At 65.8% G+C, this 13658-nt stretch carries 10 protein-coding genes; 3 read left to right on the top strand and 7 right to left on the bottom strand.

Annotation, left to right across the window (positions count from 1 at the left end):
• Positions 1 to 2: 2 nt before the first annotated feature.
• The 4 genes from prs to NJQ98_RS12140 all read right to left on the bottom strand — a co-directional run bounded on the left by prs (position 3) and on the right by NJQ98_RS12140 (position 4346).
• Complete coding sequence (gene prs / locus NJQ98_RS12125; RefSeq protein ID WP_262179041.1) at positions 3 to 857, bottom strand: ribose-phosphate diphosphokinase; 855 nt, start codon at positions 855 to 857, stop codon at positions 3 to 5.
• Positions 858 to 1127: 270 nt separating this feature from the next.
• The gene (locus NJQ98_RS12130) at positions 1128 to 2006 is read right to left on the bottom strand and encodes an HVO_0234 family beta-propeller protein (protein WP_262179043.1); all 879 of its coding nucleotides are present in this window, start codon (positions 2004 to 2006) and stop codon (positions 1128 to 1130) included.
• Positions 2003 to 3340 carry a glutamate-1-semialdehyde 2,1-aminomutase gene (gene hemL, locus NJQ98_RS12135; protein WP_262179045.1) on the bottom strand — a complete coding sequence of 446 codons (1338 nt, stop codon included), beginning with the start codon at positions 3338 to 3340 and terminating at the stop codon, positions 2003 to 2005. Before hemL ends, NJQ98_RS12130 begins: the two co-directional genes overlap by 4 nt.
• Positions 3341 to 3512: 172 nt before the next feature.
• The gene (locus NJQ98_RS12140; protein WP_262179047.1) at positions 3513 to 4346 is read right to left on the bottom strand and encodes a formate/nitrite transporter family protein; all 834 of its coding nucleotides are present in this window, start codon (positions 4344 to 4346) and stop codon (positions 3513 to 3515) included.
• A gap of 549 nt (positions 4347 to 4895) precedes the next feature.
• On the opposite strand from NJQ98_RS12140, the gene cynS reads away from it, so the two are divergent.
• The gene (cynS, locus tag NJQ98_RS12145) at positions 4896 to 5333 is read left to right on the top strand and encodes a cyanase (RefSeq protein WP_262179049.1); all 438 of its coding nucleotides are present in this window, start codon (positions 4896 to 4898) and stop codon (positions 5331 to 5333) included.
• A 119-nt stretch (positions 5334 to 5452) separates the two neighbouring features.
• On the opposite strand, the gene NJQ98_RS12150 is transcribed toward cynS, so the two are convergent.
• Positions 5453 to 7888, bottom strand: coding sequence for a DUF2309 domain-containing protein (locus NJQ98_RS12150; RefSeq protein WP_262179051.1), 2436 nt, complete (start codon positions 7886 to 7888; stop codon positions 5453 to 5455).
• Between the two features lie 270 nt (positions 7889 to 8158).
• On the opposite strand from NJQ98_RS12150, the gene NJQ98_RS12155 reads away from it, so the two are divergent.
• Together NJQ98_RS12155 and NJQ98_RS12160 are read left to right on the top strand one after the other, a co-directional pair.
• Positions 8159 to 9607 (top strand): proton-conducting transporter transmembrane domain-containing protein, encoded by a 1449-nt coding sequence (locus tag NJQ98_RS12155; RefSeq protein ID WP_262179053.1) that lies wholly within the window; start codon positions 8159 to 8161, stop codon positions 9605 to 9607.
• Positions 9608 to 9888: 281 nt separating this feature from the next.
• Positions 9889 to 11655: a nitrite/sulfite reductase gene (locus tag NJQ98_RS12160; RefSeq protein ID WP_262179054.1), complete on the top strand. Its 1767-nt coding sequence runs from the start codon at positions 9889 to 9891 to the stop codon at positions 11653 to 11655.
• A gap of 245 nt (positions 11656 to 11900) precedes the next feature.
• Here the strand turns inward: NJQ98_RS12160 and NJQ98_RS12165 are convergent, their stop codons facing one another.
• Complete coding sequence (locus NJQ98_RS12165; protein WP_262179055.1) at positions 11901 to 12887, bottom strand: arsenic resistance protein; 987 nt, start codon at positions 12885 to 12887, stop codon at positions 11901 to 11903.
• Between the two features lie 77 nt (positions 12888 to 12964).
• Complete coding sequence (locus NJQ98_RS12170; protein ID WP_262179056.1) at positions 12965 to 13606, bottom strand: chemotaxis protein CheC; 642 nt, start codon at positions 13604 to 13606, stop codon at positions 12965 to 12967.
• Between the last annotated feature and the right edge of the window lie 52 nt (positions 13607 to 13658).

Genomic DNA, 13658 nt, shown 5'->3' on the forward strand with positions numbered 1-13658 from the left:
CGTTAGAGTTCTCCTGCGACCACGGGCGCGGCGCTGACCTCGCTGACCGCCCGCTCCAAGGTATCGGTGCCGTAGACGGCTTCGACGCCGGCGCTCGATAGCTTCGTCAGGGCGTTGCTCGCGAGCATCGGGTGGACGCAGGTGACGAACACGCGCTTGGCGTCGCGGTCGCGCAGGACGGCGACGGACTCGCTCATGGTCGAGCCGGTCGCGATGATGTCGTCGACCAGCACCACGTCCCGCCCCGCGACGGCGGCGTCGCTCGGGCGTATCTCGATGTCGCCGCTGTCGTAGTCGCGGTCCTTCTCGAAGAAGTCCGTCTCGCCCCCGCCGTACTCGTCGCGGACGGTCGTGGCGAGTTCGACGGCGCCCTCGTCGGGCGAGAGAAAGAGCGGGTCCGTGAGGTCGGCCGGCAGGGGGTCGGCCAGCACCGACGCGGCGTCGACGTGGGTCGTCGGCACGGTGAAGAAATCACAGACAGCGGGCTCGTGTGGGTTGACCGTAATCACGCGGTCGGTCCCCGTCGAGACGGCGCGGGCCACCGCCCGCGAGGAGACCGGCTCGCCCGGTTTGAACGCCTGGTCCTGGCGGGCATAGCCCATGTACGGCAGGACGGTGACGACCTCGCTGGCGCCGGCCTCGCGGACCGCGTCCTGGAGCTGGAGCACCTGGACGTGGGCGTCCGAATCGACCGTCGAGGCGACGACGACCGCGCGCTCGCCCGCGACGGCCTCGGGGACGCGGACGACGTGCTCCCCGTCGGCGAACTGTTCGTACTCGACCCGTCCCAGCGGCTCGTCGGCCGCCTCGGACAGCGCCGCCGCAAAGGCCTGTGTCTCCGCGCCGGGGATAATCATGTGTGGGGGGTAACTGGCCGGGCTAAACCGCTTTTCGATTCTCGGGCCGATAACCGTGTGGAGGTTCGTCGGTATGAACTCCAGCGCCACTGCAAACAGACAGAAAGCCCCACGGCACTGGCGGCCGCTCAGCGACATCTCCTCGCTTCGCTCGGAGAGGGGTCGCTGAGGCGACCACGGCACGCGCCAGCGCCGTGCCTCTTTCGGTCCCGCCCAATCGGTTGTGTCAACAGCAGAGACCCGTCGGCCGATTCACCGACTGAAAGCCACTCAGGCCACCGCCACGCCGACGACCTCGGGCACACCCAGCGACCGGGACCGCCAGCCGCCCCGACCGTCGGCGGTGGCGTCGTCGGCCGTGTTCACGAGGAAGGTGCCGTCCGCCGTGATGGCGTAGGTGTCGTCGCCGTAGGCCACGTCGACGACCCGCTCGCGAACCGGGAGGTCGCAGGGCTGCCAGTGTGGCTCCGGGCCGGCGCCGGCGCGGTCGGTCAGTTCGTAGAGCGTGTCCACGTCGGCGGCGTGTACACGCCCCACGTCACTTGCTTCGGGGGGCCGGCTCCGGCCGTCGTCGGTCGCGACGAGGCCGTGAGCGCCGGACCGAACGGCCGCCCAGTTCTCCCTGGGGCCGACGGTGCCCTCCTGGGGGTCGCGCCTGTAGAGCCCGTCGGCGGTGGCGGCGAAGGGACCGGCCACGTCGGCGGCGTCGTGGAGCCCCAGATACGCACAGCCGGGCAGCCCGTAGACGCCGTCGGCGGCCGCGACGAGGTCGTCGGAAAGGGCCCGCACGTCGGCGACCTCGCCCATCTCCCACCACTCGCCGTCGTCGTAGCGGGCGACCCGTCCCTCGCCCGCGGCGACCAGCCCGTCGGCGTCGTATCCCACGGCCGTCGCTGGGCCAAAGCCCGTCGGCTCGAAGCCCTCGTCGGTCGATATCAACACCGCCTCCTCGGTGGCGACCGCTATCTCGCCGTTCGCGCCGGCGATGTCACGGGCCGCACAGCGGTGGGCGAGGGTGAACCGGCCTATCTGCCCGCCGGCGGTCTCGACGCGAGTCACGCCCAGGCCGGAGCCGACGTAGGCGTGGGTCTCCGGGCGCGTCTGGCCGTACATCCGCTTTTCGGACAGCGTGAGGACGTCGTCGGTCATATGGCCGTTTTGTAGGCTTCCAGCGTTTCCTCGATGTCTTCCTCGGTGTGGGCGTCACAGACGAACTGGGACTCGAACTGGTTGGCGGTGAGGAACACACCCTGCTCTTTCATCGCGGGCCAGAAGAGCCGCTCCCAGCGCTCGGTCTCGGCGCGTTTCACGTCGCCGCCGTTCTTCGGGCAGTGGTCGTAGCGGGGACAGGACTCGCGCTGTCGGCAGCCGGCCTCGCAGTGGCCGTCGAAGCTGTCCGGGGCGTCGCGCGTGAAGATTACCTTGAACATCGAGTCCGTCCCGACGACCGTGTACTGTGGCGCCTGGTCTTCGAGGATGTCCTGCAGGCCCGAACGGAGCCGGTCGGCCAGCCCGTTGACGTGGTCGTACACGTCGTTTTCGGCCGCGTACCGCAGGGTTTCGAGGCCGGCGGCCATCCCGACCGGGTGGCCGGAGTAGGTGCCGGACTGGAACACGTCGCCGGCGGGGGTGAACTGCTCGATGATCTCGCTTTTCCCGCCGACGGCCGCCACCGGGAAGCCGCCGCCGACTATCTTCCCGAGGGTGGTGATGTCGGGGTCGACGTCGAACTTGCCCTGGGCACACTGGAGCCCGCCGACGCGGAAGCCGGTGATGACCTCGTCGAAGATGAGGAGCGAGCCGTGGTCGTCACACAGCTCTTCGAGCGTCTCGTGGAACCCCTCGACGGGGTGGACGATACCGTAGTTCCCGAGGATGGGCTCGGTGAGGACGGCGGCGATGTCGTCGCCGTGTTCGGCGAACACCTCCCGGGCGGCCTCGCTGTCGTTGAACGGAATCGTCAGGGTGTGGTCGGCGAAGCTCTCGGGAATCCCGGGACTGGAGGGGGTGGTGTGGTCGCCCTCGCCCTCGACCAGCGTGGACTCCTGGGCGCCGTGGTAGCCGCCCTGCATCACGACGATCTTGTCGCGGCCGGTGTACCCCCGGGCCAGCCGGACCGCCGAGACGGTCGCCTCGGTGCCGGAGTTGACGAATCGGGTCATCTCGACGCTCGGGACGTGGCGGGCGACGAACTCCGCGAGTTCGACCTCGACCTCCGTGGGCGCGCCGTACATCGGCCCCTCGGCGGCCCGCTGTTGGACCGCGGACTGGACGGCTTCGGGCTGGTCGTGACCCAACAGCAGCGGGCCGTACCCCATCACGTAGTCGATGTAGCGGTTGCCGTCGGCGTCGACGACGTAGCCGCCGTCGCCCTTCTCGACGAAGAAGGGGTAGGGACGGATGGCCCGCACGGAGGAGTTGACGCCGCCGGGCATCACGGAGAGCGCCCGGTCGTACAGGTCGCGTGACTGCTCGTGGTTCATACCGCCGGCTTTGGCGGCAGGGTGAAAGAAACTGTTGGGTCAGCGGGCCGTCGTGTCGTGGTCGGAGCGGACCGGTTCGCGGGCAGTTCGTCGTCGGTACTTCGCGACGCCGGGCCCGTCAGTCGGACCGGTCGTCGCCACAGCGCAAAAGGCGTCCGCGCCGAAGCGGCGGTCAGTCGTCGCTGATAGTCGTCCCGGTGACGACGTTGTCGTCCATGCTCCAGTCCCACTCGAAGCCGTACGAGGAGGAGATGTAGTAGTACGCAGCGCCCATGAACAGGACGCCGCTGGCGACGTTGCCGACGGTGACGACGGCCAGGTTGTACCCCATGCCGGCCCAGGAGACCGCTTCGGCGCCCGGGGCGGCGACGTTGGCGGCGAACAGGATGGTCATGTTCGCGACGCTGTGTTCGTAGCCCGACCCGATGAAAGCGAGCAGGCACCACCAGATCATGATGAGCTTCGCGGACGTGTTCTCCAGCTGGAAGTTGCTCCAGACGGCCAGACAGACGAGCCAGTTACACAGCATCGCCCGCAGGAACAGCGGGACGAGGTCGCGGGTCATCTTCGCGCCGCCGACGGCCTCGAGCAGCGGTGCCGCACTGCCCAGCACGCCGGCCTGCCAGGCCATCGCGCCCACGAGGATAGAGCCCAGGAAGTTCCCGACCCAGGACCAGGTCCACACCTTCAGGGTGCCGGACCCGTCGACGCGGCCCGAGAGCAGCCCCATGGTCATGATCATGTTGTTCCCGGTGAACAGCTCGGAGCCGGCGACGATGACCAGGCTCAGTGCTCCGCCGAAGACGGCGGCCATGACGAACCCGCGCATGGGTTCGAACGCGGTCTCGAACATTGCACCGCCGAAGAGGAACGTCATGACCACGATGAGCCCGAGATACGCCCCGGCCATCGCGGAGTGAATGATGTACGCCGGAAGGCTCTTCTCTATCAGTTCTACCTGTGCCGCAGCCGCCTTGCTAATCGAAGTGACGCTCTCCTGGTACATCTACGCTCCCCCCTCGGGCGTGTATGAAAAAGTCGAATTTTTCTCGCTTATATCTGGGCGTTCATCTGAATTTGATGCCGATAACCCATCGATGAGATGGCTAACTCCGGTCATTGTGCAACAAAAGTCTCTTCGGAAGAGGTGATATATAAACGTAGTTCTTCGATAGGGTTTCAGACTTTAGAATATACTAGGAGTATGGTCATATATACCGCCAACCTCAGCCAGATAGGGCCTGAATTTCTGTTTTATCCATATTTCTCTCCAAAGAGAGTAAATATAGATATTCTAAGTCAATCCACAGCGTCGCTTCCCATCTCGGCCCGTCTCGCGGCTGTGAGAGAGCGTTTCGGATGATAGGCATCCATTTCTATCTAGTTCGCTAGTATAATATGGTTAAACTGTGCCCATGTGTTGTCTGTATTTCCACCGCTATTAGGAGAATTCTTTAATATCACCAATCTCACCCTCCACCCGGGACATCGTCCCAGAACGCAACCTATGACAGTAGACCGCACTGATATGGAGCCGTACTCGGACCGTGGGGAAATGCGAAGCAAGATTATCGCCGCCAAGGAGGAGGAGGGGCTCAAGTTCTCCGACCTCGAAGAGATAACCGGAATCGACAAGACGTACATCGCCTCTGCCGTCTACGACGGCGCAAGCACAACGGAGGACGAGGCGCTGGCCATCGCCGAAGCGCTCGGTCTCGAAGGTGACAAAGACGTCGTCAACGGTCTCCAGATGCCGCCGATGAAAGGCGAGGAGGAGCCGACCATCCCGTCGGACCCCGCGCTGTACCGATTCTACGAGGTCCCACAGGTGTACGGGCCCGCGATGAAGGCGATCATGCACGAGGAGTTCGGCGACGGTATCATGAGCGCGATCGACTTCGAAGTCAGCGTCGACAAGGAGATTCAGGACGGCGAGGAACACGTCGTCATCACCTACGACGGCAAGTTCCTCCCGTACAAGAAGTTCCCGTAACCGAACAGCTGAGCAGTTTTTTCGGCTCGATACGCGGCCGGACAGCGGCGTCGCTGTGCGGTATCGACTGCAAAACGGCGTGAGACGCGTACTACGATAGTCGGAGCCGGCGTCCCGTCTCAGTCCGTACTCGGGACCGTTATCCTGGTCGTGAGCGTCGCGTCCAGCGGCTCCCACTCCATGCCCGGCTGGTACCGGAAGGTGGTGTCGTCCTGCGTGGGGTCGATGACCAGCAGGGAGAGCCAGTTGTTGTCGAGCAGCGCCGCCAGGTCGGCGTTGCGGTCGAGGATGTCGGTGACGGTGTCGACCGGCGCGTGGATGACCGTCGAGAGCCGGACGGGCGTGTGGTAGGTCGTCCGGTCGTCGGCGTACAGCGACTGGAGGGGCAACCCCATCTGCAGGTCGCCGCCGTTGCCCTGCAGGACGCCGACGTTGCCCACGGCGTTGTGGGTCGTCTTCGAGCCGCTCCCGTAGGTCTCGTTGTCGACCGTCGAGAAGTAGTACTGGGCGTTTATCATCTGGCAGACGACCAGCGGCCCCGCCATGATGTTCTCCAGGGCCTCGCCCTCCGGGTCGTTGTTCCAGTCGTAGGAGTGGAGGAACGACCGACCGTCGAGGTCGACATCGGCGGTCAACGCCCGGGGCCCGATGACGAAGCCGGCGTTGCCGGACAGCCCGATTTCGGGCCGGGGCTGGGCCCAGTCCTCCGTGCGGGTCTCGACCTCACGGACGCCGTCGTCAGCGTCGACGTCCAGCGTCTCCAGTCGCTCCTCGGCCGCGCCGGCCTGGGCCCGTTCGAGGTCCTCGCGGAGGTCGCCGACGACGGTCCGCTGGCGCTCGGTGAGGTCGTGGCCCTCGGTGTAGACGGTCACCTCGTCGGTCGTGGTGTTGTGCCGGCCGGCGAGGAAGACGGTGTCGTCCGGGACCTCGATACCGCGTTCGGCGAGCCGCTCGCGGACCTCGGGGTCGTTGCAGATGCTCGCGAGCACGCGCGCGTTCGGCGTGCCGGGGCTTCCGGAACAGGCCCCGCAGTCGATGCTGGACTTGTAGGGGTTGTTGACCGTCTCGCTCTCGTGGCCGGTGAACACGACCACGGGGGCGAAGTCGTCCCAGCCCATCAGGTCGAAAGCCGCCTCGGCGTAGAAGACCTTCTGGTCGGTGGAGATACCCATGGCGGGGGAGCGCTCGTCGTCGTCGTCCGGCTCATCGAGCGTCACCGACGAGAACCGCGCGGGGTGGTCCGGGCCGAGGCGCCCCCGCGCGTCGTGGACTTTCGACGGGAACAGCGTCCGGGACGCGAGCGCGGCCCCGAAGAACGTCCCGGAGGCCTCGACGAAGCCGAAGGCCGCGGCCAGGTCGTTTTTCAGGGCCTTGAGGAACTTGTTGCCGTCCGCCTTCAGCCGGTGCCAGCGCTCGTAGGACGCCGTCGCCGGGTCCTCGGCCGGCGGCCGCTCGGTGACGTGGTGTTTCGGGTCGACCATCACCGGGCAGGAGTCGGTCTGGACCTTGGACTCGTGGCCGCTGTACTCGATGGGGACGCCGAAGAAGCCGGCGTACCCGTGGGTCTCGTAGGCCCCGGTCGCTTCCAGGTGTCGCCGGATTATCTCCGACCGGGTGTCGATACAGAAGACCAGCTGGGCGTCGGGCCGGTCGGCGTCCAGTTCGGTGTTCGACGCCGCCAGCCCCTTGTTGATGTCCTCCAGCAGGTCCTCCTGATAGCTGCGCTCCCAGGCCGTCAGCCATATCTCCTGGAGGCGGAAGTCCGCCTGTTTGGGCCGCTCGGCGCCGTCGGTCTCGGGCAGTATCTCCGCCCCCATGTGCTTTGCCAGAATCAGCCGGACGGCGAGGTAGTCCGTCAGCGTGACCGGGTACTCGTCCTGCCAGGGGTTGTTGTTCGCCTCGGCCCGCTGTTTGATGAGACCGACCCAGCCCGGCAGCGCGGCCAGGTGGTGCTCGAAGATGGCCTCCCACTCGTCCTCGTCGTAGGCGCTGAGGACGGCATACAGGGCCTCCATGGCCGTCTCGGGCGCGTCGCTCAGCTGCTCGCGGTAGTACGTCGCGACGCTGGTCTCGGACTCCGGTATCCGCCTGTCGTAGGGCGCAATCTGACGCCAGGACTGGTAGAAGCCTCGCTCGCGGTCGGGCATCGGCCAGCCGGCCTGCCCCTGGTCGAGGAAGGCCGCCAGCCACTTCGAGCACAGTCGGTTCAGCCGCTCGTCGTGGACGTCGGCGGTCGAGCGCTCCGCCTCCTCGTGGGCCATCCGCCGCAGGAGCATCCCGGGTTCGTCGTCGATACCGTGTTCGTCGAGCAGGTCGTTGAGGACGGTGGCGTCTATCTCGCCCGACTCCCAGGCCCGCCGGAACTGGTCGGCTGTCGGGTAACCGCGCCCGTCGAACAGCGCCTCGGCGTCCTCGACGGCCTGCCGGAAGGGCCTGTCCTCGAACCCGGAGAGGGGGTTGGCGGCCACGTCGGAGTACAGCGGCCAGACCCGACCCAGGCGGTCCGCCGCGTTATCTATATGCGTCCGAACGGTCGTCGGGTCGATATCAACCATCGTATAGATTACACCAGTTGTACTTGGAAACCGTGAGCCGTATCTTAATATCTTCGCATATATGTAGTCGTATCCGGCTGAATTCCTAAAACAACTCAAAGGCACTAGAGTGCCTTCGAACCGGGAACACCGCCGAGACACACGTCGCACAGTCTGTACAATGGTCGTCCACCGTTTCGGCCAGATACCTCCCATTTTAGGAATTATATCACCATATGCCAGTCAGGTACAGAAATTTTAAACGTATAAGTGGTTATCCTCCGATATCTGATGACCAGTACTAGTCAACAGTACAGCGCCGTCCCGGTCGTCTCGACGACCCTCGTCTGGACGCTGTTTGTCGGGAGCGTCGTCCTCGTCGCAGCCACCAGCTGGTTCAGCATCGAACTCGCGGCCGAGCCGCTGGTCCGCATCGACGGCCTGACGAAGGTGATGTGGGTCGCAGTGACATTCTTCAGCGGTATCGTCCAGAGCTTCTCGCGCCGGTACATGGCGGCAAACAGGGACGTGGACCTGTTTTTCGCGCGCATCATGCTGTTTACCGTCGTAGTGATGGGGCTGGTCGCGGCCGACCACGTCGTTCTGTTTCTGGCGCTGTGGACGATAATGGGCCTGCTGATGGCGGAGCTCATCGGACACGTGGACGCCTGGCCCCAGGCGCGGGCGGCCAAGCGCCTCTCGCGGCGGTACTTCCTCGCCGGGAGCGTGCTGCTGGGCGTCGGCCTGCTCGCGCTGTCGGCGGGGGCCGAGAGCGGAACTATCTCGGGGATACTGGCGTCGGTCGACTCGCTGCCGCGGTCGACGCTGCTGTTGGGCGCGGCCCCCATCCTGCTCGGTGCGCTCGTCCAGTCGGCGCTGGTCCCGTTCCACGGCTGGCTGCTCTCCTCGATGACGGGACCGACCCCGGCCTCGGCCATCATGCACGCCGGCTTCGTCAACGCCGGCGGCGTCCTGCTCGCGCGGCTGGCCCCGGTGTTTGCGGTACAGCAAAACCTCATGTTGCTCATCGTCGCCCTGGGCGCGATAAGTTCCATCGCCGCGCAGGCGATGATGCTCGTCAAAGCCGACTACAAGGGTCGGCTGGGCTGTTCGACCGTGGCCCAGATGGGATTCATGATACTGCAGTGCGGGCTGGGCTTTTTCGCCGCGGCGGTGGCCCACCTCATCATCCACGGGTTCTACAAGGCGTATCTGTTCCTCTCGACCGGTTCACAAGTGGTCAAGAAAGCGCCGAAAAAGAAGAAACACGGCTACCCCGCCGTCGTGACCACCGGCGTGGCGCTGCTGACGGCCGTCGCCGGCGGCGCGCTGTTTGCCGTCCTCACCGGGAAAGGGACCGCGCTCACCGACACCGGCATCTTCCTCGCCGTCATCGTCGTCGTGAGCGTGTTCCGCGGTGCGACCGAGCTGCTGGAGAACAAATCGCTGCCGGCCATCGTCCGGCTGGGCGGGATGCCGCTTGTCATGCTCCCGGCGCTGACGCTGTACGCGGGCGTGTACAACGGCGTCTACACCCTGTTGCACGACCTGCCGATGGTCAAGACGGGCATGGCGATGACGCCCGCTCACTGGGGGCTGTTGGGCCTGTTCCTGCTGGGCCACCTCGCGGTCCAGCTCGGCTGGCTCCAGCGGAGCCGGCGCCTCTACGTCACGCTGCTGAACGCGGCACAGGCCGACCCCGCCACGATTCCGGGCCAGGCCGGCGAGTACGAGAACTGAGCGCCCCGAACGGGGTCGTCGGTCCGCAGACGTCCAGTCTCCTACCGTTTTCATCGCGAACAGCCGCGTCAGCACCGAATGGACGTATTTCACACACTACCCCCATATACCTTAAACACTCATAGGCCGCTATAATTTTGAAAAATCAGATGAATGCCCGAATTAAATTACGAATGTGTTAAGGGATAGGTTTTTACTTAGTTGGACAGATGGTTGAGTCGAGAATAGTCGCACAGAGTTAAACACCGCTGTGCCAGATTTCACTTCCGAGGTCACCAATAATGGGAAACAAATCCGAGCTAATCAAAGACGAGATGTACGGCGACGAGGTGCGGGAAAAGCTAGAGGAGTTCGCGGCGGAAGGGTGGGAGAACATCCCGGAGGAGGAGCGCGACAAGTGGTTCAAGCGGTTCAAGTTCTGGGGCGTGTTCCACCACCGCGGCGGCCAGGAGTCGTACTTCATGATGCGGCTGACAAACTGCGGCGGCGTGCTGGAGCCGGGTCAGCTCCGCGCCGTCGGTGAGGTCGCGGAGGAGTACGCCAGCGGCCCCGTCGACAACCCCGAGTTCGGCGACGCGTGGATCGATTTCACTACCCGCCAGTCCATCCAGCTCCACTGGCTCAAGCTCGAAGACATCCCCGAGATATGGGAGAAGCTCGAAGGCGTCGGCCTCTCCTCCCGGTCGGCTGGGGGCGACACGATGCGGAACATCTCGGGCTGTCCGGTCGCGGGCAAGGGCGAGGAGTACATCGAGTCCCGGCCCATCCTCGACGAGATTCAGGAGACCATCCGCGGGGACGACGACCTCTCTAACATGCCCCGGAAGTTCAACATCTCGGTGTCGGGGTGCAAGCAGGGGTGTGCCCAGGACGCCATCAACGACATCGGCCTCGAACCGGCCCGCAAGTTCATCGACGGGGAGGAGGTCAAGGGGTTCAACATCCGCGTCGGCGGGGGGCTGGGCGGCCGCGAACCGCGCAACGCCCGCCCGCTGAACCTGTTCATCGAGCCCGAACACGCCGTCGAGACCGTCCGTGAGTTCGTCGAGTACTACCACGAGAACGGCGACCGGACCAACCGCTCGAAGAACCGCGCTCGCTTCTTCGTCGACGAGCACGGCACCGAGAAGATCCGCGAGGACTTAGACGAGCGCCTCGACTTCGAGTTCGAGACCGCCGGGACGGACTTCCGCGGCGAGTACACCTACAACGCCGGCAAGAACACGGAGTACGGTGCCCACGACCACGTCGGCGTCTACGACCAGAAGGACGACAAGAACTACGTCGGGCTCTCGGTTCCGGTCGGTCGGCTCCCCGCCGAAGACGTCGTCGAACTGGCCGACCTGGCCGAGGCCTACGGCTCGGGCGCGGTCCGGCTCACCCGCCGGCAGAACCCGCTCATCATGGACGTGCCGGACGGCAACCTGGCGAACCTGCTGAACGAGCCGTTCCTGGACAAGTACTCCCCTGAGCCGAACCCGTTCACGCAGGGCGCCGTGGCCTGTACCGGGACGGAGTTCTGCTCGCTGGCGCTCACCGAGACGAAGGCCCGGATGGCCCGGATGCTGCGCTGGCTGGGCGACAACGTCGAACTGCCGAGCGACGTCGACCGCATCAAGATGCACTACTCGGGCTGTACCGCCGACTGCGGGCAGGCCATGACCGGCGACATCGGGCTCCAGGGGATGCGCGCCCGCAAGGACGGCGAGATGGTCGAAGCCCTGGACGTCGGCGTCGGCGGCGGGATGGGCGAGGAGGCGGAGTTCACCGAGTGGGTCCGCCAGCGCGTCCCGGCCGACGAGGTCCCCGGCATGATTCGCAACATCGCCGAGGCCTACGCGGCGCTGCGCTCGGAGGGCCAGACCTTCAGCGACTGGGTCGCCGCCACCGGCCACGAGACGCTCGTCGAACTCGCCGAACCCGAGGAGGTCGAGGGGTACGAGGACCCCTGCCTCAACGACGCCAAGCAGTCGTGGTACCCCTTCGAGGACGGCGAGAGCCCCGCACCGACGGACGCCAGCGGCGACCCCATCTCGGCGGACGACTGACCATGGACGAGCCCGAGTCACCCGAGGCGGAGCCGGACGGGCCGGCGACACACGCCCAGGAGGCGGCCTACGACGCCGCGCCGGAACTCATCGAGTAGACGGGCCATCGCGGCCCGTCAGCGCGGTCACCGGTCCGACACCGGAACCCCGGCGAGACAGCTCGTGTCCACCTGTGCCGTCGGTACGTCTTTTCGCGGTTCAGTCGAACCAGCCCCACGCTCGTCTACAGCCCGATAGCGACGCTTTCAGTCTCCCCGGTTCACAACGGTGTCGGGGACCAGATAGCGGGGCACGACCCGCGTCAGCACCACCATCCCCGACAGTTCGACGAGCGTCTGGGTCACGACGACGGCCGGGGCGAGCGCGTATCCCGGGGGCAGGGCGAGCGCGAGCGGCAACACGACCAGCGAGTTCCGCGTCACCGAGGTAAACAGGAGCGCGCGACTCTCGCCGGCGTCCATCCCGAGAGCGCCGGCGGCGAGTCGCCCGAGCAGGGGCATGATGACCAGGAACGCCACGTACACCGGGACGACGGCTGCTATCTGCCCGATGGCGTCGCGGACGCGGGGGAGCTGGGAGGCGATGACGACGAACAGCGTCGCGCCCATCATCGGCACCGGGAGCCACTCCATGGCGTCCTGCCACGCCGCGCCGCGGGCGGACCGCTCGGCGACGGACTCGGTGGCCCACGCGAGCGAGAGCGGCAGGGCGATTATGACGACGAACGCCTCGACGAAGGGGCCGGCCTCGATGAACTCGGCGACCCGCTGGCCCATGAACAGCCAGAGGTACAGCGGGAGCACGAGCAGTTGCACGACCATCAACACCGGCGTCGCGGCGGTTATCTGCTCGGCGTCGCCGCCCGCGAGCTCGGTGAAGGTGATGACGTAGTCGATACACGGCGTCAGCAACACCATAAAGACCCCGACGAGAACGACCGGCTCCTGCGGGAGGAGCCGCGTGAGTCCGAACACGACGGCCGGGACGACGAGGAAGTTCATGCCCAGCGCCGCGAGCATGAACCGGCCGTTCCGGAACGCCCGCCGGATGCGGACGAACGGAATCTCCAGGAACGTGACGTAGAGCAAGACGGCGAGAACCGGATTTATCAGCGGTTCCAGCCGCCCGCTCGCCCCGAGTCGCCCGAGACCAACCCCGATGGCGAGGACGACGGCGACGGCGTACAGCGGGACCTGATTGTGCTGAACCCACTGCTTGGAGAGCCGTGTCATGTGTGACCGGGGCCTCGCATACACCGGCGACTAGCCGTGGAGCGGCAAAGTCACACTGATATCCGCGTTCGGTCCCGTCAGACCAGGTCGTCGGCCTTCGTGTCCGCGGCCACGTCCGTATCGAGGTCGATGCCCTGGATGAGTTCGACGAGGTCCTCGAGTTCGGGGAAGGTGTAGACGGTCATCCCCAGGTCGCCGCCCTCGACGGTTATCTGTGAGTCGATGACGAAGACGAGTTCGGAGTCGGGCCAGCCGCCCATCTTCTCGATGATGTTACCGGCCGGACCGAGCACGAAGGTCGGCGTCCCCATGTCGATGGTCGTATCGAGGACGTTCGCCCAGCCGTCGATGAAGCCGCTGGTCATGATGTTGCCGATCTCCTGCATGGCCGACCGCTCCATCTCGGAGAACCCCTCGTCGTCGCCGTCCCCGCCCATGCCGCCCATCATCGCCCCCGCCAATCGCTTGCTGTCGGCCGGGTCGAGCATGAACAGGACGTAGCCGTAGGGCGGCTGGTTCAGCTCGACGTAGATGCCGACCTGCCGCTCGTCGCCGATGTGTGTCGTGACGTCGTCGATGTCGAGAAAGTTAATCTGAGAGGTGTGGACCGAGGCGTCCAGTCCCGTCAGCTGCCCGAGGTGGTCGGCGACGGTCTCCGACCCCTCCTTCGCCATCTGATTGAAGAGGTCGAGCTTTCGCACGTCGACTTGCAGGCCCATACCCCCACCGAACGGGGCGACCGGCTTAATCCCACCGTCGTCGCTATCAGGA

Source organism: Haloarcula laminariae, assembly GCF_025457605.1.
In the GTDB taxonomy this organism is placed as follows: domain Archaea; phylum Halobacteriota; class Halobacteria; order Halobacteriales; family Haloarculaceae; genus Haloarcula; species Haloarcula laminariae.

What these genes read in the sequence shown, in the direction of transcription:
- cynS (WP_262179049.1), top strand. Translation starts at nt 4,896, where the DNA reads ATGCGAAGCAAGATTATCGCCGCCAAGGAGGAGGAGGGGCTCAAGTTC.
- NJQ98_RS12140 (WP_262179047.1), bottom strand. Translation starts at nt 4,346, where the DNA reads ATGTACCAGGAGAGCGTCACTTCGATTAGCAAGGCGGCTGCGGCACAG.
- hemL (WP_262179045.1), bottom strand. Translation starts at nt 3,340, where the DNA reads ATGAACCACGAGCAGTCACGCGACCTGTACGACCGGGCGCTCTCCGTG.
- NJQ98_RS12155 (WP_262179053.1), top strand. Translation starts at nt 8,159, where the DNA reads ATGACCAGTACTAGTCAACAGTACAGCGCCGTCCCGGTCGTCTCGACG.
- NJQ98_RS12160 (WP_262179054.1), top strand. Translation starts at nt 9,889, where the DNA reads ATGGGAAACAAATCCGAGCTAATCAAAGACGAGATGTACGGCGACGAG.
- NJQ98_RS12150 (WP_262179051.1), bottom strand. Translation starts at nt 7,888, where the DNA reads ATGGTTGATATCGACCCGACGACCGTTCGGACGCATATAGATAACGCG.
- NJQ98_RS12165 (WP_262179055.1), bottom strand. Translation starts at nt 12,887, where the DNA reads ATGACACGGCTCTCCAAGCAGTGGGTTCAGCACAATCAGGTCCCGCTG.
- prs (WP_262179041.1), bottom strand. Translation starts at nt 857, where the DNA reads ATGATTATCCCCGGCGCGGAGACACAGGCCTTTGCGGCGGCGCTGTCC.
- NJQ98_RS12130 (WP_262179043.1), bottom strand. Translation starts at nt 2,006, where the DNA reads ATGACCGACGACGTCCTCACGCTGTCCGAAAAGCGGATGTACGGCCAG.
- NJQ98_RS12170 (WP_262179056.1), bottom strand. Translation starts at nt 13,606, where the DNA reads ATGGGCCTGCAAGTCGACGTGCGAAAGCTCGACCTCTTCAATCAGATG.